This is a genomic window from Rhodanobacter panaciterrae (assembly GCF_014651895.1).
Taxonomy (GTDB): domain Bacteria; phylum Pseudomonadota; class Gammaproteobacteria; order Xanthomonadales; family Rhodanobacteraceae; genus Rhodanobacter; species Rhodanobacter panaciterrae.
The window spans coordinates 1,736,913-1,759,200 of record NZ_BMXT01000001.1 but is presented as its reverse complement, the minus strand read 5'-3'; the positions used below and the strand labels follow the sequence as shown (position 1 = coordinate 1,759,200).

At 63.1% G+C, this 22,288-nt stretch carries 13 protein-coding genes and 1 tRNA gene; 11 read left to right on the top strand and 3 right to left on the bottom strand.

Annotated elements, in window-relative coordinates; genetic code table 11:
• The first annotated feature begins 21 nt into the window (after positions 1–21).
• From IE071_RS08135 to IE071_RS08085, 11 genes are all read left to right on the top strand, one after another.
• Positions 22–975: a bifunctional riboflavin kinase/FAD synthetase gene (locus IE071_RS08135; RefSeq protein WP_189440587.1), complete on the top strand. Its 954-nt coding sequence runs from the start codon at positions 22–24 to the stop codon at positions 973–975.
• Between the two features lie 92 nt (positions 976–1,067).
• Positions 1,068–3,929, top strand: coding sequence for an isoleucine--tRNA ligase (gene ileS / locus IE071_RS08130; RefSeq protein ID WP_189440586.1), 2,862 nt, complete (start codon positions 1,068–1,070; stop codon positions 3,927–3,929).
• A gap of 155 nt (positions 3,930–4,084) precedes the next feature.
• Positions 4,085–4,585 (top strand): signal peptidase II, encoded by a 501-nt coding sequence (gene lspA, locus IE071_RS08125; protein WP_189440585.1) that lies wholly within the window; start codon positions 4,085–4,087, stop codon positions 4,583–4,585.
• Between the two features lie 60 nt (positions 4,586–4,645).
• On the top strand, positions 4,646–5,608 hold the full coding sequence (gene ispH, locus IE071_RS08120) for a 4-hydroxy-3-methylbut-2-enyl diphosphate reductase (RefSeq protein ID WP_189440584.1): 963 nt from the start codon (positions 4,646–4,648) through the stop codon (positions 5,606–5,608).
• A 54-nt stretch (positions 5,609–5,662) separates the two neighbouring features.
• Positions 5,663–5,738: transfer RNA gene (locus tag IE071_RS08115), tRNA-Thr, on the top strand.
• A 264-nt stretch (positions 5,739–6,002) separates the two neighbouring features.
• A complete protein-coding gene (locus IE071_RS08110) occupies positions 6,003–6,689 on the top strand; it encodes a GspH/FimT family pseudopilin (protein WP_189440583.1) in 687 nt (228 codons plus the stop codon).
• Complete coding sequence (gene pilV, locus IE071_RS08105; protein ID WP_189440582.1) at positions 6,686–7,153, top strand: type IV pilus modification protein PilV; 468 nt, start codon at positions 6,686–6,688, stop codon at positions 7,151–7,153. The genes IE071_RS08110 and pilV overlap by 4 nt, the downstream gene beginning before the upstream one ends.
• Entirely contained in the window at positions 7,150–8,199 is a 1,050-nt protein-coding gene (locus IE071_RS08100; protein WP_189440581.1) for a PilW family protein, read from the top strand. The genes pilV and IE071_RS08100 overlap by 4 nt, the downstream gene beginning before the upstream one ends.
• Positions 8,200–8,201: 2 nt before the next feature.
• Positions 8,202–8,861 carry a pilus assembly PilX family protein gene (locus IE071_RS08095; protein WP_189440580.1) on the top strand — a complete coding sequence of 220 codons (660 nt, stop codon included), beginning with the start codon at positions 8,202–8,204 and terminating at the stop codon, positions 8,859–8,861.
• Positions 8,862–8,956: 95 nt separating this feature from the next.
• Positions 8,957–12,769, top strand: a complete 3,813-nt coding sequence (locus IE071_RS08090; RefSeq protein WP_189440579.1) for a pilus assembly protein — start codon at positions 8,957–8,959, stop codon at positions 12,767–12,769.
• Between the two features lie 11 nt (positions 12,770–12,780).
• A complete protein-coding gene (locus IE071_RS08085; protein WP_189440578.1) occupies positions 12,781–13,323 on the top strand; it encodes a type IV pilin protein in 543 nt (180 codons plus the stop codon).
• A gap of 28 nt (positions 13,324–13,351) precedes the next feature.
• On the opposite strand, the gene recD is transcribed toward IE071_RS08085, so the two are convergent.
• From recD to recC, 3 genes are read right to left on the bottom strand one after another with little or no spacing between them, the layout of a single operon-like run.
• Complete coding sequence (gene recD, locus IE071_RS08080) at positions 13,352–15,196, bottom strand: exodeoxyribonuclease V subunit alpha (protein ID WP_189440577.1); 1,845 nt, start codon at positions 15,194–15,196, stop codon at positions 13,352–13,354.
• Positions 15,193–18,798, bottom strand: a complete 3,606-nt coding sequence (recB, locus tag IE071_RS08075; RefSeq protein ID WP_189440576.1) for an exodeoxyribonuclease V subunit beta — start codon at positions 18,796–18,798, stop codon at positions 15,193–15,195. Before recB ends, recD begins: the two co-directional genes overlap by 4 nt.
• The gene (recC, locus tag IE071_RS08070) at positions 18,795–22,247 is read right to left on the bottom strand and encodes an exodeoxyribonuclease V subunit gamma (protein WP_189440575.1); all 3,453 of its coding nucleotides are present in this window, start codon (positions 22,245–22,247) and stop codon (positions 18,795–18,797) included. The genes recB and recC overlap by 4 nt, the downstream gene beginning before the upstream one ends.
• Positions 22,248–22,288: the final 41 nt, after the last annotated feature.

Genomic DNA, 22,288 nt, shown 5'->3' with positions numbered 1-22,288 from the left:
GGCGCCCGTTATACTCACCTCATGATGAGACTTTCCAGGGATGTTGCGGGCCCTTGTCTGGCGCCGCGCGGCAGTGTGATTGCGGTCGGTGCGTTCGATGGCCTGCATCGCGGGCATCAGGCGCTGCTGGCGCAGGTGCATGAGCGCGCGCAGGCGCTGGGCTGTCGCCCGGTGGTGGTGAGCTTCGAGCCGCTGCCGCGCTCCTTCTTTTCCACCGAACCGGTGCCGCGTCTGTCCAGCGTGCGCGAAAAGCTGCGCGGCTTCGCCGCCGCGGGCATGGAACACACCTTGCTGCTGCGCTTCAATCAGGCGCTGACGGCGATGTCGGCCGAGGATTTCGTGCGGCGCGTGCTGGTCGAACGGCTGGCCGCACGCGAAGTATGGGTAGGCGGTGATTTCCGTTTCGGCCACAAGCGCGCTGGCGATGTGGCGCTGCTGGAGCAAATGGGCGCGCAGCTCGGTTTTGCCGCCTGCACGATGCCGCCGGTGCAGCTAGATGGGGCACGTGTCTCGGCCAGCCGCGTACGTGCATTGCTGGCCGCCGGTGAATTTTCCGACGCCGAACCGCTGCTGGGGCGGCCCTTCGTGATCGACGGCAAGGTCGAATACGGCAACCAGCTCGGCCGCACGCTCGGTTATCCCACCGCCAACATCCACCTGCAGCAGCGGGTCAGCCCGGTGCACGGCATCTTCGCAGTGCGCGTGGGGCTGGGCGAGGGCGAATGCAGTTGGCCTGGTGTGGCCAGCCTCGGCGTGCGTCCGACCGTGAATCAGGTCAGCGAGCCGTTGCTGGAAGTACACCTGTTCGATTTCGACGGCGACCTGTACGGCCAGCGCATGGCAGTGGAGTTCGTCGCCAAGCTGCGCGACGAGCAGAAGTTCGACGGGCTGGAGCCGCTCAAGGCGCAGATGGCGCTGGACTCGCGCATGGCGCGCGAGCTGCTGGGGATGAATCCGCGACTGGTCGAAGCGTGAGCCGGCTTCCGGCAGACGCACGTATCGTTTAACTTTGAACTCTTTGTTCGCTCGCTGGCGGACGGCAACACTTCAGTGATGGCATCCACGCAATGACCCACGATTACAAGAGCACGATCAACCTGCCGCAGACGGACTTTCCGATGCGCGGCGATTTGCCGAAGCGCGAGCCGGGCTGGCTGGCCGAGTGGGAGCGGGTCGATCGCTATGCGCAGATCCAGCAGAAGACCGCTCATCGCGACAGCGTGTTCGTGCTACATGACGGCCCGCCGTACGCGAATGGCTCGATCCATATCGGCCATGCGGTCAACAAGATCCTCAAGGACATGGTGGTCAAGTCCAAGCTGCTGGCCGGCCATCGCGCACCGTATGTGCCGGGCTGGGACTGCCACGGCCTGCCGATCGAGATCGCGGTGGAAAAGAAGTTCGGCAAGCCGGGCGACAAGCTCGATGCCGCCGCGTTCCGGCAGAAGTGCCGCGAGTACGCGGCCGAGCAGGTCGATACCCAGCGCACCGACTTCAAGCGGCTCGGCGTGCTCGGCGACTGGCAAAAGCCGTACCGCACGATGGATTTCAGCTACGAGGCCGACATGCTGCGTGCGCTGGCACGCATCGTGTCGAACGGTCATGTGGTGCGCGGCGCCAAGCCGGTGTACTGGTGCTTCGACTGTGCTTCGGCGCTGGCCGAAGCGGAGATCGAGTACGGCGACAAGGTCTCGCCCGCGGTCGATGTGGCCTACGACGCAGTCGACGCGAAGGCGCTGGCGGCGAAATTCGGTGTGGACGCCGGCGATGCGATCGTCGCCATTCCGATCTGGACCACCACGCCGTGGACACTGCCGGAAAGCCAAGCGGTATCGCTGGGCGCCGAGCTGGAATACGCACTGATCGAGGGCCCGCAACGCGACGGCAAGCGCGTGCTGCTGGTGATTGCCGGCGCTCTGGCCGACAAGGCGACGCAACGTTATGGCATGGAGCAGGCGAGCGTGCTTGGTCATGCGTCGGGCAAGGCGATGGAAGGCCTGAAGCTGCACCACCCGTTCTACCCACGCGAAGTGCCGGTGATCCTTGGCGAGCACGTCAGTGCCGAGGACGGTACTGGCGCCGTGCACACCTCGCCCGACCACGGCGTCGAGGATTTCGTGGTGGCGCGCGAGTACGGCATCGGCCTGCTCAACTACATCGAACCGCGTGGCACCTATCGTGCTGACACACCGGCTGCCGACCCGCTCGAGCTGGGTGGCATGCATATCTGGAAGGCCAACGACGCGATCGTCGACCTGTTGCGCCAGCGCGGCGTGCTGCTCGCGTTCGCGAAGATCGAACACAGCTACCCGAATTGCTGGCGCCACAAGACGCCGGTGATCTACCGCACCACGCCGCAGTGGTTCATCTCGATGGAGCAGGCGTCGCTGCGCGAGACCGCACTCACCTCGATCAAGAGCGTGCGCTGGGTGCCAAGCTGGGGCGAGGAGCGCATCGCCGGCATGATCGCCGGACGCCCGGACTGGTGCATCTCGCGTCAGCGCACTTGGGGCGTACCGATCGCGCTGTTCGTGCACAAGGCCACGCAGGAGCGGCATCCGGATTCCGTGGCGCTGCTGGAGCAGGTCGCGAAGAAAGTGGAGCAGGGCGGCGTCGATGCGTGGTTCACGCTGGATCCGGCCGAGTTGCTCGGCGACCAGGCGAACGATTACGAGAAAGTCACCGATGTGTTGGACGTCTGGTTCGATTCCGGCGTCACCCATTTCGCGGTGATCGGCCAGCGCCAGGAACTGCAGCAAGGGCCCGCGTCGCATTACAAGGTGATGTACCTGGAAGGTTCCGACCAGCATCGCGGCTGGTTCCAGTCGTCCTTGCTGACCTCGTCGGCAATCCACGGCCGTGCGCCTTACGACGAGGTGCTCACGCACGGTTTCGCGGTCGATGCGAACGGCCGCAAGATGTCCAAGTCGCTGGGCAACGTGGTCGCGCCGCAGAAGGTGATGGATACGCTGGGCGCCGACGTGCTGCGCATGTGGGTGGCCTCGGCGGACTACCGCAACGAGATGACGGTTTCCGACGAGATCCTCAAGCGGGTCTCCGACACCTACCGGCGCATTCGCAATACCGCGAAATTCCTGCTCGGCAATCTGGACGGCTTCGACCCGGCCAAGCACCTGGTGCCGGTCGAAGAAAGCCTGCTGCTGGACCAGTGGGCGATCCAGCAGGCGTACGACGTGCAGCAGGCCGTGCTGGCCGCGTACGAGCGTTATGACTTTCCGGAAGTGGTGGCGCGCATCCAGAATTTCTGCACCAACGAGCTGGGCGCGCTGTATCTGGATATCACCAAGGATCGGCTGTACACCATGCCGACCGACAGCCGCGGCCGCCGCAGCGCGCAGAGCGCGATGTACCGCATCGTTGAGGCGCTGGTGCGCTGGCTGGCGCCCGTGCTGAGTTTCACCGCCGAGGAGATCTGGCAGCAGCTGCCGGGTCAGCGTGACGACAGCGTGCTGTTTGAGACCTGGTACGACGGACTGGCTGCTGTACAAGGCTCGCCGGAACAGCGGCGCTACTGGGCCGACCTGCTGGCGATCCGCGACAGCGCTTCGCGCGTGCTCGAAGGCATGCGCAAGGCCGAGCAGATCGGTGCGGCACTGGAAGCGAAGCTGGTGATCCATGCCTCCGCTGCCACGCAGTCGCGTTACACCGTGGCTGCGGAGGAACTGCGCTTTTTCTTCATCACTTCCGATCTCGACCTTGTGTCGTTGACGCCGCGTCCGGACAGTGCGGTGAAAGTGGAGCTGGATGGTGCTGAAGTGTGGGTGTCCGCCAGTGTCAGCGAGGCCGCGAAATGCGTGCGCTGCTGGCATCGTCGCGACGATGTCGGCCGACATGTCGAACATCCCGAGCTGTGCGGCCGCTGCATCAGCAATATCGAAGGCACGGGCGAGGATCGTCGCTGGTTCTGACCTTGATGCGCTCCCTCTCCTGCAAAGCAGGGGAGGGTTGGGGAGGGGTAGACTCTTGATCTGATCTCCCAAGGTCAAGAGCGAACCTCTCCCAGCCTCCCCTGCTCGCAGGGGGAGGAGTCGAAGAATCCTCTATCACTGAGTCCCCACGGCCCATGACCACCAAACCCAACGCACTCCCCTGGCTGTGGCTGTCCGCCGTCGTCATCGCGCTCGACCAGCTCAGCAAATGGTGGGCAGTGCAGGCATTGCAGCCGATCGGCGTGCCGCATCCGGTGATTCCCGGTTTTCTGAACTGGACGCTGGCGTTCAACAGTGGTGCCGCTTTCAGCTTTCTGGCCGATGGCGCTGGCTGGCAACGCTGGTTCTTCGTGCTGCTGGCGCTGGTGATCAGCGCGGTGCTGGTGGGGTGGCTGGCACGTACACCGCGGCGTGACTGGCGTACCGCGTTGCCGTTGGGGTTGATCGTCGGCGGCGCCATCGGCAACCTGATCGACCGCCTGCATGCGGCGCAGGTCACCGATTTCATCCACGTGTACTTCCGCCAGTGGAGCTACCCGGTGTTCAACCTCGCCGATTGCGGCATCACGGTCGGGGCCGTGCTGCTGATCGCCTTCGGCCTGTTTGCCGGCAAGCCGGCGGACAGCGTGCGATAATTCGCGGGTCATTCAAGCCCATGTAACCGCTTCCACAGGGTTCGACGCACCCGAGACATCATGGACATCCTGCTCGCCAATCCCCGTGGTTTCTGCGCTGGCGTCGATCGCGCCATCGCGATCGTCGAGCGCGCGCTGGAATCATACGGCGCACCGATCTACGTGCGGCACGAGGTGGTGCATAACCGTTATGTGGTCGACAAGTTGCGCGCCGATGGCGCGGTCTTCGTCGAGGAGTTGCATGAAGTGCCGGATGGCGCCACGGTGATCTTCAGCGCGCACGGCGTGTCGCAGGCTGTGCGTGAGGAAGCCGAGCAACGGCACCTGAAAGTATTCGATGCCACTTGCCCGCTGGTCACCAAGGTGCATATGGAAGTGGCGCGGCTTGGCCGCATCGGGCGCAGTGTGGTGTTGATCGGCCATGCCGGTCATCCGGAAGTCGAAGGCACCATGGGGCAGTGGAATCCGGACAACGCCGGCGAGATCCTGCTGGTCGAATCGCTGGAGTGCGTGGAAAAGCTCACGCCAAAGTTTCCGCACCTGCTGTCCTACGTCACCCAGACCACGCTGTCGGTGGACGACACCAAGGCAATCATCGAAGCCTTGCGCAACAAGTTTTCCGACATCGAAGGCCCGCGCAAGGACGACATCTGCTACGCCACGCAGAATCGTCAGGACGCCGTACGCCGGCTCGCCGATGCCGTTGATCTGATGCTGGTCGTCGGCTCGGTTAACAGCTCCAATTCCAACCGCCTGCGCGAGTTGGCCGAGAAGCAGGGCGTGCGCTCGTTCCTGATCGACGGCGCCGAGCACATCGAGCGCAGCTGGCTCGGTGGAGTCAAACGCATCGGCCTCACCGCCGGTGCCTCGGCTCCCGAAAAGCTGGTGCGCGACGTGATCGCCCGCCTGCAGTCGTGGGGCGCCGGTGACGTGCGCGAGCTCGATGGTGAGCCGGAAAACATCACCTTCGCGTTGCCGAAAGAGCTGCGTGTCGTCGGTGGCGGCACTTCGGCCAGCTTCTGAGGCGGTTGTGTGCTTGCGCCATCAGGCCCCGCACCGTAAAATCTGCGGCTCTTTGCCGGAATAGCTCAGTTGGTAGAGCGGCGCATTCGTAATGCGTAGGTCGTAGGTTCGATTCCTATTTCCGGCACCAGACTTCAAAGGCCCGCCAACGCGGGCCTTTGTTTTTTCGGGATTCCCTGGACGGCCTGCGCGCCACCGCGAACCTTTGCCAACAAGATACGGTTCCTCGTTCGGGGCCGGCGTAAGTCTGGTCTATGCGTCCACGCGTGACCTCAATCACCCTTTTTCGTCGAAGCTAGCCGCTTGTCGGGCAATTTCTACCGCCCGTCGGTTGGGGGCTGATCGAGGCAGGTCGGTTGAGTACAGTGCATGTAGGGGTATCAGGGAGAATTCCATGCAGGTCTCGTCGCGTCAGCGAGCTGTCTCGCTGGTTGAAGAACAGCAGGCAAGCGTCGGCAGGCGCCCGTTTGCGCGCACGCCGTTTGCGGTCGACCAATCACGGCATGAACAGATGACGCAGACGATGGTGCGGCGGCATGTCCGTGGCTTCACCCTAGTTGAGCTAATGATCACCGTCACCATCGCTGTGGTGCTGATCATGATTGCCGTGCCGAGCTTCAAGACGATCATGCTTTCCAACAAGCTCACCACCACGTCCAACGATCTCGTCCTTGCGATCAACTCCGCGCGGATGGAAGCTGTCAAGCGCAATGCCAGTACTCAGCTGTGCAGTAACTCGGCCAGTGTCAATACCAGCGATACGCTTGGCACACGGTGCGGCACGCAGACCGGAGCGGTCTATGTGCTCCTGGGTGGCTCCCCAGCGTCGGCGGCGACGGTGCTTGCCGGCACGCCGGGTATTGCCACACCGATTCAGCTGAAGGGTAATGTGCAGGCGCTGCGCTTCAACGGGCAGGGGTTGGCGTATGCGGTCGGCAGCACAACTCCTTACGACAGCAGCAGTCTGGGCGCGGTTGCGGACATCTGCACCAGCCAGATGAGCACCAACAATCATCGCAAGATCATGATGACAGCCGGTTCGATCCTTGCAACCGCCCAAAGCTCGGGAGCTTGCCCATGATGAACCGAGCAATTCCTGCATCTACCCAGTCTGGCGTCGGCCTTATTGAGGTATTGGTCGCCGTGCTGGTGCTTTCCATCGCTTTCCTTGGCATCGCCGCGTTGCAGGCGATGTCGATGTCAACGAACAACAGTGCGATGGCGCGCAGCATGGCCACGATCGACAGCTATTCGATCCTGGATGCGATGCGTGCGGATCTCGTCAGCGCCAAGAGCGCCAGTTACAACGGCACCGTCACAGCCAACGCCTGCCCCACGGGAACCGGCACGTTGGCAAATGCCCAGCTTACCCAGTGGTGCGCCCAGCTCGGTCATGATCTTGGTGCGACGGCCAGCACGACGGGTGTCATCAGTTGCTCCGGCTCCGGTGAATGTACCGTCACAATCACCTTCGACGACAGTCGGGCGGGGGCGGGGGCGGCTAGCTCCAGCAGTCAGCAAATCATCACCAAGGCCATCCTATGAGCAAGCGCACTATCACTCGCTGCGGTATGGCTCGACATCCGTTTCAGCGATCGTTGCCATCGGCTGGTTTCACTCTGATCGAATTGATGGTCGCGATGCTGCTCGGCCTGATCGTCATCGGCGGCGTGGTCAGCGTGTTCCTGGCCAACCAGCGCTCTTATCGCACCAATCAGGCACTGAGCGATGTGCAAGATGGCTCACGCATCGCGTTCGAGATGATGGCGCGCGACATCCGTGATGCGGGGCTTACCGGTTGCAATAACAACGGACGCGTCGCCAACGTGGTGAATCCCAGTGGTGCCGCGTGGTGGAACGATTGGAGCAATGCCGTGCGCGGTTATGGCAGCGGCACCACGGCCGACCCTGCATTGACCGTCGGGACGGCGGCAGGAAACCAGGTGAGTGGCACGGATTCACTGCAATTGATCGGTGCTGCCGATACGGGTTTGAGCGTAGCGGCCACGCCCAGTTCGACCGCCGCGAATTTCAAGCTCAACGACACGACTTCGGATCTGCAGACGGGTGACGTGATCATCGTGTGCGACCCCGATCATGCCACCATCGTCCAGATCACCAGCTACAACAACAGCAACGTTACGGTCGTACACAACACCGGTGGCAGCACATCGCCAGGCAACTGCTCCAAGGGCATGGGCTACCCCACCGTGTGTACCACCAATGGCAACGGTTATTCGTTTGGACCCAACTCACAGATTTTCAAGTTGGGTGCGGTGGACTGGTACATCGGCGTCAACCCGGTGAATGGCAGATCGCTGTATCGCGTGAGTGTGGCTACTTCGGGAGGCACACCCACGGCGTCAGCGCAGGAAATGGTGCGCGATGTTACCGGCATGAACATTTCCTACCATCAGGCGGGCGTTGCCAGTTTAGCCACAGCAGCGTCGGTGGGCGCCAACTGGGCCACCGTCGATGCCGTGCAGGTCAAGCTCACGCTGGAAAGTGTCGACAAGCGTGCCGGCACCGACGTCAAAGCCATCTCTCGCAACTTTACGGCTACCACCGCTGTACGCAACCGGGTGCCATGACAATGAACCACTTCTCCGCTTCAAACCTTTCCGTAGCCAAAGGTGTTGCTGTGGACGCGATATCCGATCTCGACGCTGTCCACACTTGCCTGGGCCGCGCGCCATGTCAGCGCAGTTTGCCGGCACGTGCAGGTCAGCGTGGTGTCGCGTTAGTGGTGGCACTGATCCTGCTGGTGGTGATCACCTTGGTCGGCCTTGCTGCCGTGCGTGGCACCATCATGCAGCAGAAGATGGCTGCCAACATGTACGACCGGCAGATCGCCTTCCAGAACGCCGAGGCGGCGATGCGCGCAGCAGCGGCAAGCATACCCACTAGCCCTGGTTCCGTGGCCCGCAATTGCCAGTCCGCCAGCGTGGTCTGCCTGACCAATCCGTTCGACGACCCTAACTTACCTGCGGGCAGCATCAAGACCCTAGCCACCAGTCAATACACTGCAGGAACGCTGGCGACAGGTCAGCCGCAATACGTGATCGAGAACATGGGCAATTTTCAGGACCCGGGTGCCAATACCGGCTTCAACCAGAGCGCCAATTCGCACAACTACGGTGTCAACGGCGGCTCCATCACCAACATCTATTACCGCGTCACCGCCCGCAGCGGCGATCCCGCCAAGGGAGATCGCGCCGTGGTCGTGCTGCAGGCCATGATCAAGCAGGGTTGAGCTTCCAGCCGTACGTTGACCATACAAGGGTACATGGACCATACAAGGGTACATGGGCCTTCCCATGCCGCACCATCGCACAGAGCGGAACCGTCATGAACATCACTTCCCGTATGCACAGCAAGCTCGGCAGTTTTCTCGGCAGACTGTTGACTACTGGCGTATCCGTCTGGCTGCTGGGCGTCGCCTTCTCGCCCGCCCTGGCCGCTGTGGCGGTCGATCAGGCTCCGCTGATCATCCAGAAGCCGCCACCGCCGAATATCACCTTGATGCTGGATGATTCCGGGTCGATGGCGTGGGATTACATGCCGGATTTCTGTTATCTCAATGGGGTTGTTTGCGATACAAATGGCAACACAACTTCCTCGAATAATGATGCTCTAATCGATGCTGCCAATAATGGCGTTTATTACAATCCGACGATTACTTACAAGCCGCCGGTCAAGGCGGATGGAACGTCGTATGCAAATGCTACTGGTTTGACCAGTGCCTTGGTCGATGGATTCAAAACATCGACAACCGCTGTTGTGGATTTGACTGCTTATAACGAGACTATTTATGATTCCGGGAATATTGTATATTCTCCGTATACTGCAGCGAGTACGTTGACGACATATACCAACGTCAGCAGAAACCAGTGCAATGCCTATTACAGCGCGAATGGTGCTTCCGGGCAGAATTTTACAGGTAATAGATTCACCAATGGTACGTGCACGTATTACGCCAGGGTATATAGTGGTTATTTTCAGTATTCGACTGGTGCTGCGGCAGGTCCATATACTGTTAGTTATGTTGCTGCAACGAGCTGCGGCACACAAAGCAACTGTGTCGTGGCATCCGATACGTCGGGCACCGCAGCGCCAAGCGGTGTGGTGGCTGGGCAAAACATCGCCAACTGGTTTTCCTACTATCACACCCGCATTTTGATGGCCAAAAGTGGCCTGATGAATGCATTTTCAGGCGTTGATTCCACATACCGAGTGGGTTTTGGCTCGATCAATGGAAACAACACGACAGGGCTACCAGCCTCGTCCTCCTCGACCTATGCTTTCAGCGACCAATACAAAAGCAACAATGAGCTTGCCACGGTCCAGTCATTTGGTGATGGCACGGCAGGGACCCAAAAAGCCAATTTCTGGAATTGGGTTGCCGGTGAGAGTGCAAGTAACGGAACGCCATTGCGCCAAGCACTGGGCGCGGTGGGCGAGTACTACAAAACCGATCAGCCGTGGCAATCGAAAAACGCGACGACCGGTAACACCGAAGAACTCGCGTGCCGCCAGTCGTATACCATCTTGACCACCGATGGCTTCTGGAATGACAGCAATCCTGGTAACGGCAATATCGATGGCACCAGTGCCACGGCGCCAATAACTGGCATCAACAACAGCAGTTACCAATATACGGCAGCGCTTCCATACAGTGACAGCAACAGCGACACGCTTGCCGATGTGGCCATGAAGTACTGGATGACGGACTTGCGCACCAGCGCCATCAATGAAGTGCCGACCAGCATCGAAGACCCGGCCTTCTGGCAGCACATGACGACGTTTACCTTGGGTCTTGGCTTTACACCGCAGGGCATTGCGCCGACCGGTACGACGATTGACCAGATTTTCACTTGGGCCAATGGCGGCTCGGCGATCAGCAATTTCAGCTGGCCGACACCGGCAGCCGACTCGATCAACAATATCGCTGACCTGGCGCACGCGGCGGTCAACGGCCATGGTGGCTTCTACTCTGCCACCAGCCCTCAGGCGTTTTCCGACGGACTGAAGAATGCATTGAAGCGTGCAGCCGAGCGCGTAGGCACCGGTGCCAGTCTGGCTGCGAACTCTACCCAGTTGAAAACCGGTGCTTTCGCCTATCAAGCCAATTACTACACCGCCAAGTGGAAGGGTGACCTGAAGGCGATTGCAGTGGACCCCAATCTCGGCACGCTGGACACGAAGAACAAGAACAACTGGTCGGCGGTCACTGCGTTGCCCGCGGCTGCCCAGCGGAATATCTACACCTACAACCCGAGTGTTAGTACGGTGGCGGCGGTGGCGTTCTCGGACCCGACCAAACTTTCCAGCACCGAACAGTCCGCGTTGGGCAGCACCGCTACCGACCAGCAGAACATGATCAACTATCTGCGCGGCGATGCTTCGATGGAAAAACCGAAGCCGGGTGGCATCTACCGCACCCGCGATACGGCGCTCGGCGATATCGTCGATTCCCAGCCGGTATATGTGGGGCAGCCCGACCCTAATCAGTTCGTCGGTCAGGCGTTCACCGGATCAGACACCTACCTTACCTATACCGCGACCACGCGTCAGGGGCTGATCTTTGTGGCAGCGAATGACGGCATGCTGCACGCGTTCAACGCCGATACGGGCGCCGAGGTCTATGCCTATCTGCCTGCTGCCGTCATCACCACCGGCGGCCTCGCTGGCGGCCTTGCAACCCTGTCCGATCCCAATTACGGCACCACGACCGCGGTACCGCACCAGTACTTCAATGACGGCGAACTGACGGTAGCTGATGTCTATTTCGGAACGGCTTGGCACAGCGTGGCCGTGGGCACGACCGGTCGAGGCCTGGCCAAGGCGATCTACGCACTGGATGTCACTAATCCGGCCAATATCACGCTGTTGTGGGAGCGTTCCGCTGGTGACGGCGGCACCAACGCCGACTATATCGGGCAGATGACCGGTAAGCCGGTCATCGCCCAGACCAACGATGCCGGTTCTGCCGATACAACCGGCAACGGTAACTGGTCGGTGTTGATCGGCAATGGCTACAACAGCAAGAACGGAACGGCAGCCCTGCTGCAATTCAAGATCAGCGACGGCACCCTCAACGTACATACGACCGACTCCACAGCCGGAAACGGTCTGGCGGCTCCGGCCGTGTGGATGAATGACCTGTCGGTCGGCATCAGCACAATGGCCTATGCGGGCGATGCGCAAGGTCGGGTATGGTCGTTTGTCCTCAACCAGGCCACCGTAACCAAGGTAAACGGAGTGAATGTCACTACGTACGCGGCCACTCCCACCAGCACCGGCACCAAGTTGTTCACGGCCATGGATGCAGCTACCGGTGGCAATGCGCAGCCGATTACCGGCGGTATGCTGATAGGTAAGAACCCGACCACGCAGGACCTGTGGGTGTTCTTCGGCACGGGTCAATACCTGAGCAGCGCAGACCTTACCACGACGACGACCCAGTCCTGGTACGGCTTGATCGTGCAGTCCACCACTAACGGGCTGGCGGCCGATGGCACCAATACCGTGGGACGCAGCAATCTGAAGCAACGCTTTATCGTCGCGGAAACGCCGGGAACGGCAGCGGTGTTGAACACGGATGGCACGGTCAAGACGGCGGCTATCGCGCCAGCACGGGCAGTGACGCCGAAGCCGACCACATCCGATATGACGGGTAAATCCGGCTGGTACATGGATCTGTTGTCACCGACCAGTACCACCGCCAGTGATGGCACAGTCACCTACGCCTACGACGCTGCCCATGAGATTGCCCAGGGTGAGCGGGTTGTCACGCCGAACCAGTTCCAAGGCAATCAGTTGTTGGCGACGACACGGATTCCGCAGGTAACGGATCTCTGCAATCCCTCCGGTCGTGGCTGGATCATGGCGGTCGATCCATTTACCGGTACCAACCCGACGTCGAGTTTCTTCGATCTCAATGGTGACGGACAGATCAACCAGCCGGCCGACTACATCATGGTGGGCGGCAAGCCGGTAGCGACCAGCGGCATGGGCTTCAGTTCGTTGCCGAATAATCCGATCTTCATGGGTGGCAGCATGCTGGTGAGCTTCGACAACGGCAACGCCACCAGCATCAAGACCTCCGGCACCTCCGGCACCTTGCAGCGTGTTTCCTGGCGAGAGCTGATCGCCCAGTAAAGGAATGAATGATGAAATCGCTCTCGTCGAATGAAACCAGATCAGCGTCCGTGGACACCGGATACGGGATGCCATTTGCCCGCCGTTCTCATGCGGATCGCGAACGGGGCCATGTTCTGCGCAACGCCGGCTTCACCCTGATCGAGTTGTTGATCGTGGTGGGGATCATTGCGGTCCTGGCTGCGATCGCGTTGCCCACGTACACCAACTACATCACCAAAACCCGCAGGACGGCGGCGAAAGGATGCCTGTCGGAGTACGCCAATTACATGGAGCGCTATTACACGACCAACCTGCGTTACGATCAGGATGCGGCCAGCAATTCAAATACATTGGCATCAGCCAACCTGGATTGCGCGACACCCCAGCGAACCGGTACCGACTACGGCTATAGCTTCCCGAGCGGTGCGGCGAGTGTTTCGAGCTACACCATCCAGGCCGTACCCCAAGGTACACAGTTGGCCAGGGATACCCTGTGCGGCACGCTGACGATCAACCAGGCCGGCGCGCGCAACATCAGCGGTGGCACCGGCACCGTGGCGCAATGCTGGTAAGGATGTAGTCGGGGTTCGTTATCACCCTTCACGCTTTTCCGGGAACCAGTCGTTCGCGCAAGCCACCCTGGCGCTGGATTGGGCGACTCAATGCTGCACGCAGCGAGGTATCGGTAACCCACATCTCGGCGTGGTTTCTGGCGCGCGAGATGGCGGTGTAGACCAGTTCGCGGGTGAGTATGCGGTTGTCTTCGTCCGGTGGCAGCACTACGGCCACATCGCGATATTCCGAACCCTGGCTGCGATGGATGGTGATCGCCCAGGCGCTTTCGTGCGCGGGCAGGGCGCGTGGCGAGAAGCTGCGCAGGCCGGCGTTGCCGTCGCGATCGCTGAGTTCAAACCACACACGCAGTCCGTCCGCACCTTGCAATGCGATGCCGACGTCGCCGTTGAACAGGCCGCGGGCATAGTCGTTGCGGGTGATGATCACCGGACGGCCGTGGTACCAGGCGTGGTTGCTATCGATACCGAAACGGGCGGCGAGCTGGCGGCTGATCAGTTCGTTGAGACCTTGCGCGCCGAATGGGCCGTCGCGCAGTGCAGACAGGATCTGCAGTTGATGCAGGTTTTGCAGCGCAGCGCCGGCGTCGATGGACGACGAGGTCAGCAACGCCTGCAGCAGGTCGACATGCCGCTCGATCCAGCTGTCGACGCAGGCGCGCAGGGCATGCGGGTTGGGGCAGTGGCGCAGGTGCAGGTCGCCGTCCGCGCGCGCGCTCAGCAGGGTGTCCAGCCACGCTGGGTCGGGCGTGTCGCGCAGTGCCTCGATGCCGCGTTGCAAGCCGCTGCCGGCGCGCCAGCTGTGAGTGAGCGTCAGCACTTGTCCGGCCAGTGCCGCATCATTCGTCGTCGTGCCTGGCGCATTTTGCAGCATGGGCGCGAGCAGGGCGGCCATGCCCGGCGGCAACTGGTTCGACGGCGCGCTGGCGACGATGTCGGCGAGTACCGAGCCGGCATCGACAGAAGCGAGTTGTCCCGGATCACCGAGCAGGATCAGCACGGCGTCGGGACGCAGCGCCTCCAGCAACTGACACATCATCGCCAGATCCACCATCGACGCTTCGTCGACCACCACGATGTCCTCGGCCAGCGGGTTGCGTGCGCTATGGCTGAAGGTGTTCTCCATCGGCCGATAGCCGAGCAGGCGATGCAGGGTGCGCGCGTCTGCGTGCGGAATGAGTGGCAGCAGGTCGCGGAAATCTTCCTTCGGCAATGTCGTCTGCAGTTCGGCCTTGCCTTTGGCGATGGCCTGCACCAGTCGCTGAGCGGCCTTGCCGGTGGGTGCGGCGAGCGCGATCGACGGTAGTGCCGGCAGCCCGCAGGCGCGGGCATGGCGCAACAGCATCAGCAGCATACGCACGACAGTCGTGGTCTTGCCGGTGCCGGGGCCGCCGGTGAGCACGAAGAAGCGTGCACCAGGCACCGCTGCTACCGCGGCGCGTTGCCAGTCGGTATTCCCTGCCGGCATGCCCGCGAACAGTGCGTCCAAATCGTCGGTCAGTGTATCGGCGGGAATCGGCAGCGTACGTTGTTGGCAACGCTGCAGGATCGCCGCGGCGAGCTTCGTCTCGTGCTGCCAGTTGCGCCTCAGGTAGAAACGGTTCTGTGCATCAAGCACGAACGGCGTGAATCGCGATCCGTCGCCAACCCATGCGTGCTGGCGCAGTACGTCCAGCGCGTCGGCATCGAAGCCAGCATCGGTCTGCGGGTCAGTCAACCACGCGCAGGAATGGCCGTGGCCTTCGGCGCTGCTGGCCGCACGTACAGCGCTGGCGAGCAGGGCCGAGTCGGTGCGTTTGAACACCCACTGCGCCAAGGTCTGGTCGATCGCACGCTCGTCGGCAGGCGCGGCTGCGGGCAAGGGGCGATTCATGCGACGGCCTCCAGTGCGCCGGCGAACGCATCATCCAGCGCCTCGATCAGTGCCACCGGCCAGCGATGACGCCACACGCCGAGACCAGGTGCCAGCCCCAGCGCGCGGACAAACAGGTACCAGTTGTCGCCGAGTTTATGTTCAGCCGTATAGCCGTCCATCCGCTGGCGCAGGTAGCGGTGCAGCGCCACGGTGTAGAGCAGCGCCTGTAGTGGGTAATGGTGTTCCGCCATCGCAGCGTCGAGCGAGTTGCCTTGGTAATCGTGCAGTCGTGCACCAAGCCAGTTGGTCTTGTAGTCGAGCACGTGGAAGCGGCCGTCCCATTCGATGATCAGGTCGGCGAAGCCGGTCAGCATGCCGTTGAGTGTCGTCGCGTCGAGACTGGGTGGCACCACATCAGGCTGGCCATGGGCGATGCAAAGCTGGCGCAGCCGTGCCAGCGGCACCTGTTGTACCGGAAACTGAAATTCGAACTCGACGATGCGCTGATCGGTGGCAATGTCGATCAGTCGCAGGCCATTGCCGAGGTCAGTCTGGCGTGCGCGGTCGATCATCCGTCCGACGCGCTCCAGTGCTTCGTCTGGCAGCACGCTGCTGGACTTGACTGCCTGGGCGGTGAGCTGGGTGTGCACCAGCTGGCGCTGACCGGGCCAGATTGGGGTCGGTCCGGCCAGCTCCAGTACCTGGTGCACGGCATCGCCGAAGCGCGGGCCGCGCAACGGGTACAGGCTCAACAGGCGATGGTCCTCGATAGTTTCATCAGCAGTACCCGCCGGCTCTTCCAGGCCAGTTTCATCAGCAGTGCCATTGTCATCGACCACTACGGCAGCCGCCGCATACCGGGTCAGGCCGCTGAAACTGTGCAGCCACTGGAACGGTCGTGAGCGCGGCAGCGGTGACTGCGTGGCGCGCGGCGAGGGCGTTTCGACCGGCGGCCGATAACGGGTGTAGCTATCGGCAAATGGCGCGGACAGCTGGATGCCACCGAGTGTCATGGCCATGGCATCAAGCGAGGCTTCGCTCTCGGCCAGGTCCAACTGCCTTTGCGCCTGCTGGACCAGCAGGTCGATCGCCGCCCATTCCCACGCCTGCGCATCGTTGCTGGGCAGGGGGCCGCGATCCACCCAGTACACGTGCACCGCGTGCACGGCGCGGGTCAGTGCGACGTAGAGCAGGCGCAGGCGCTCCTCAAGTTCTTCGCGGAAATGCTGGCTACGGTGTTCGATGAAATCCACCGAGCCCAGGTCGACGCAGCGCCGGCCGCCGGCATCGTGATAGCGCAGCAGCTTCGGCGCGCGCACGCCGGTGCGGTCGCCGATACGCCACACCAGCGGCAGAAACACGATCGGAAACTCCAGCCCCTTGCTGGCGTGGATGGTGAGCAGCTGTACCCGGCGCGCATCGCTTTCGATGCGCAGCTGGCGTTCGTCGGCCGCCTCGGCATCGCCGTCGCTGCCTTCCTGGCGCATCTCCAGCAGCCATGCGTACAGACCATCCAGTCCCTGTCGTGCGCCTTCTTCCGCCGCCAGCAGCTCGCCCAGATGACGCAGGTCGGTGAGCACGCGTTCGCCTTCGGGCAACGCCAGCAAGGCGGTGGCACGCGCGGCCAGCAGTGCGTCGATCAGTGCCAGCACGCCGCGGCTGCGCGTCAAGATGCGCCAGGTCTCGAAGCGTTCCAGTTCGCGCTCGAACGCCGCCGGCTGGGCCTGCCATGCGTTGAATTGCTCCAGCGTCGCGCCGAGCAGACGAGTGGCCAGTGCGCCGCGCACGGCCTGATCGTCGTCGGGATGCAGCACGGCGAACAGGATCAGTTCCAGTTCGCGCGCCACGTCACCGGCGAAGATGTTGCCGCGGCCGCTGCCGACGCAGGGCACGCCGCGGGCGATCAACCGCGTACGCAATGCCACGATCTGGTTGTTGGTCGACAGCAGCACGGCGATGTCGCCGGGCGTCACGCGCTGGCTGCCGATCTGCTGTTGCGGGTCGTTGAGCAGTTCGGCGATGCGGTTGGCACAGTCGTCCAGGGCCAGCGCCTCCAGCTCGCCGAGCGCCTTCAGCGGACTACCGCGTTTGTCTTGCGCATCGCCGCGGAACGGGTGGATGACCAGCGGTTGCGCCGCCGGTTCGCCGTTGATGGTGTACGGCTTGTCGTCGGTTTTGCCGGCCGCAACGACTTGTTGGTAACGGATCTGCGGGTGACCGAAGCCGCCTTCGGTGTGGCCGTACCAGGCGTTCAATGCCTCGACCAGCGCACGGCTGGAACGGTGATTGGTGCCCAGCGAAAAACGCTGGTTCGCCTGTTCGCTGGCGCGCAGGTAGGCGGCGACGTCGCCGCCGCGGAAGCTGTAGATGGCCTGCTTGGGATCGCCGATCATCACCAGCGTGCCGCGCCCGCGATAGATCCGGTCGAAGATCGCAAACTGGCGCTGGTCGGTGTCCTGGAACTCGTCGATCAGGGCGGCCGGGAACGCCTCGAACAAGCGGTTGGCCAGCACGTCGTCGGTCTGCTCGCTGCACAACCGCTCGTAGACCGCATCGATCAGCATCGAGAACGTCAGCACGTGACGCTGGCGCGCACGTCGCGGCATCTCTTCGCGGCAGGTTTGCGCGGCCTCGGCCAGCACGGCGCCGCGGGTGAAGATGGTGCGCAATTGCAGTAGCGGACGCAGGGTCTGCAACGCCCGGATCAACGGGTGCTCGTTCAGTGTGCCGGCGCTTTCGGGAGGTTCCTGTTCGAGGATGCTGTCCGGCTCAAACGTCTTGTCGAGTGCGCCGGTCAGTTGTTCTTCGTCGCCGTCCTTGAGTGCGGCGACGATCTTGTTGAGTCGGTTTGACAGCGCGGTTTTGCGTGAACCGTACAGTGACCTGTCGCTGGCCAGCCGCTGCAATTCGACGATGGCCGCTTCCGTGCGCAAAGCGGCGATCTGTCGTTCAAGTTCGGCCAGTCCGCCGGCCTCGATCCGCGCATCGGTGCTGTTCGACAGCCCGCCGAGATCGCGCAGCAGGCCTTCCGGGCCGTCCTTCAGCAGCAGCGCGGCCTCGCGCGGATCGACCGCGCCGGCGAGGTAGCGGCGGCGCCAGAAATCCTCCACGCATTCGCGCTGCAGCTGCTGTTCGTCGAACAGCTTGTCGTTGGCGAACGCGGCGCCGCTTTCCAGCGGGTAGTCGCGCTGGATGCGCTGGCACAGCGCGTGGATGGTCGAGACCGGTGCGCGATCCAGATCGGTGTGGGCCAACTGGATCTTGCGCAACGCGTGGCAACGGCTGTCCGCGTCCGGGCAGAGCAACGACAGATAGTTTTCCAGCGAGTTGTCGTCGATGGCCGGCATGGATGCAGCAGATTCCAGCAGGCGCTCGGCCTCGACCAGTCGTCGTCGCAGACGCTCGCGAAGCTCCTGCGCGGCGGCATCGGTGAACGTGGTCACCAGGATCTGTTCCACCCGAAAATCGCGTTCCAGCAGCAGGCGCAGATAGATCAGACCGATGTTCCAGGTCTTGCCGGTACCGGCGCTGGCTTCGATCAGGATACGGCCGTGCAGCGGCATCGCGCGCCAGTCGAGCGCGGGCAGGGCAGCGCTTGGGGTGGTGTCGATGGCGCTCATGCCTGTTCCCCGGTGCCGGCAGGTTCGGATGCTGGCGTTTTCAACAGCATCGTGTGCTGTGGATCGAGCACTGCGCAGACCAGTTCGGTAGCGGCAACGAAGGCGTGATGTGCCGAACTGTCCGCGTCGAACAACTCCAGTCCGCGACTCAGCAGGGCGGCATAGCCGGGTGCGTAGTCGCGTTCGCCGCCATTGAAGTCGTCGCCTGCCCATGTGGCTGCAGCTTTGCCGAGACGCGCCTCCGGCTCGCTGGCGGCATAGGCCTGCGCGGTGCGCGGGAAGAACAACAGCGGCTGTTGCCCGGCGGACCGATATGCCTCGATCAGGTGGCGCAGTCCATGTCGAAGCTGGGTGGTGTCCTGAGCGCGGATGGGATCGAGCAGGCCTGAGCTGCGTGCCTTCTTGTTGTTGGACGTCGGCTCCAGATAATCGCCGTGCATGGCGTTGGCATGGGTCAGTCGCAGCGCGGCCCAGTCGATATAGAAGGCCAGCATTTCTCTCAGGCCGGCGGCTCGGCTCGGCTGTGCATCGAACAGCAGCAGGCGGCCGTCGGCGCCATGAAAGACGCGATCGACCACGCCGGTCAGGCGCAGGTCATCGCCGAGATCCAGGTCGATCGCTTGTGCCAGTGGTTGCGCGGCGCCATCAGCGAACAATGGCTGCGCGCTGTCGAGCAGGCCTTGCAGCGAGTCGCGCAGTTGCGTGTAGGTCTCGGCGCCAATGGCACCGCCGGCCAGCATGCCGGAGCGTGCGAGCCATGCCGGCGGTTCGGCGGGCAGTTCGCTGCGGCCGGCGGCGAGGGTTTCAAACAGCAGCCGGTGATCGACCCGTTCGATCCGGTCGAGCCCGGTTTCCAGTGGCTCGCGATCGGGCCAGCCGACGCTATCGAGTGCTTGTAGGCTGATGCCGTGGCCGCGCAGCAGCGCATCCTTGACGGGATCGCGCCAGTACCGCTTGAGGGCGCCAAGCGTGACCTCGTTGCTGGCAGTGGCGGTGGGTTGCGGTGTGCTGACCATGTCACCAAGAAAACGTGGCGCGTCAGCGTTGGACGGCGCAGCGAGATATGCGGGGTCGTACGAGAACAGTCGCGGGTCGTGCCGCGGCTGGCCATCGGCGTCGCGCTCGTAATAGCGCGCGTCGAACGGTTGCAGCGGATGGCGGATGCACCAGGGTCGGTCGGCGTCTTCGTTGTCGGCGATCGCGTGTTGTTCGTCGAGGAATTGCAGCAGCTCGGCCAGCGGTGCGGCCGGATTGCGTGGCTTGCCGTCGCGCACGCCTTCGCCGACATAGCTGATGTGCAGCACATCGCGCGCCGACATCATCGCTTCGAGGAACAGATAGCGATCCTCGCTGCGGGTGTCGCGGTCGCCACGGCGTGGCTGACTGAGTATCTTGTTGAGGCCAGCGTCGTTGCCGGGGCGCGGGAACTCGTCCTCGTTCATGCCGAGCAGGCAGACCACCCGGAACGGGATCGAGCGTTGCGGCACCAGCCCGCAGAACGTCACCCCACCGAGCAGGAAGGACTGGCGTTCCGGCACCGCGTCGAGTGCACCGCGTACGGCTTCGCGCACCACGCTCCATGGCAGGGGTGCCTGGATACCGGTTTCCGCGGCCTGGCTGCCGAGGCTGGCGGCGAGTCGGCGCAGCGCATCGAGCGCGTTGTTTTCGGTGGTGTCGCGCAGGTCGGCGAGAAACAGCGCGTCGATCAGTTCCAGCAGCCACTGGCTCCACGCGGCGAGCGGGCGCGCGCTGGCGAACTCGTTGCGTGCCTGACGCAGTTCGCCCAGCAGGCGATCGAACTGACCCAAGGCCTCGACCGCGCTACCGGAGACGCCATCCAGCGGCAGGATTCCATCGAGCAGTTCGTTGTCGGCGTCCTGTCCCACGATCAGCCCCGCGTATATGCGGTCGAAGCCGAACTGCCACGAGTTTGCGTCGGTCGCGGCGGCGCCGACCTCGGCTTTCATCGCGGCATCCAGTCCCCATGCCACACGGGCGCGGCGCAGCCAGCGCTCCAGTGCATCGCGTCCGCTGGGGTCGATCGCGAAGCGTCGTGCCACGGCGGGCACGTCGAGGAAGTCCAGTACCTCACTGACCGTGAAGCGGCTCTCGGCCAGGTCCAGCACCTGCGCAAACGCGCTCATCAACGGGTGCGCGCGCGCCAGCCCGACGTCGGCCAGATGCCAGGGAATGTGCGACGGATCGCTGCGGTACTGCGCCGGCTCGCCGAACACGGCGGCCAGATACGGCGCGTACGCGCTGATGTCCGGCGCCATCACCACGATGTCGCGATGATGCAGGCTCGGATCGTCCGCGAGGCAGCGCAGCAAGCTGTTCTTCAACACCTCCAGCTCACGCAGGCGGGTGTGGCAGGCGTGCACGCGCAGGCTGGGATCGTTGCGCAAGGCGGGCAGGAGTGCTTCCACCTTGGCGCCATCGGCGACCTGTTCGCGCAGCGTTGCGCCGACCAGTTCCGGCTGCAGGCAGCGGATGCTGGACTGCAGTTGTGCCAGCAGCGAGGTTTCGCCGGGCAGCGGCTCGGCGTCGTCGAGCGGATCGCGTTCGTCGATCGCGTCGCATTCGTCTAGGGTCAGGCAGAAATCCTGCGCGATGCGACCCAGCGCCACCAGCAGCGGATGGCCGACCTCGTAATACAGCGCTTCCGGGTCGTCGGCGTGGGTCAGCAGGAAGCGCTGCTTGCGCAGGTAGACCCAGTGCTCGCGGCAGGGATCGGGGAAATACAGATGCACGGGTGTATGCAGCGCGGTGGCCTGCAGGGCCTGCAGCACATCCGGTGGCAAGTGGCTGACGCCGAACACGTGCAGCGGCGCGTCGTTGGCCAGATCGCGACCCGCACGCAGCGCATCGAGCAGTACCGCACTACGCTGGGCGCGGTGTGGGCGGTTGATGGATGTCTGCAGTGACCGCCACAGCGTCGCCTGCCAGTCGCGGCCGTGCTGGCCGGGATGCTGCTCCCAGTCGAGAATCCAGTCCGGCCGATAGATCAGGTACTGCGTGTACAGCCCGGCCAGATGTTCGGCCAGTTGAAAGCTTCGCCGCGCGGCATCGTCGCCTGCCAGGTAAGTGGTGACTTCCGCGGCCTTCAGTGACGGCAGCGCCATCAGCAGACGCCAGCGCAGCACTTCATGCCGATACGCACCGCCGACCAAGGCCTCGTCGCCCAGCACGCAGCGGGCGGTACGCTCGAACCACTGCCACGGCAGGATCATGTCGTAATTGGCGGCAATGCCATGGCCGCCATGCGCACCATGGCGCTGTGCGAAACGGCCGAGCAGCCAGCGCTGCAGGCCTGGATGCGCTACCACGACCGTCTGCTTGGCCAGCGGATTGGCGGGTCGTTGCGCCTCAAGCTGCTGCGCCAGTTCGTCGGCCAGCCGCTCGGTGCGGCTGCCGCGATGGACGATCAGTCCGCCTGGGTTTTCCTTCATGCCTTGCTGTCCTGATGACGCCATGCGCACAGCATAGCGAC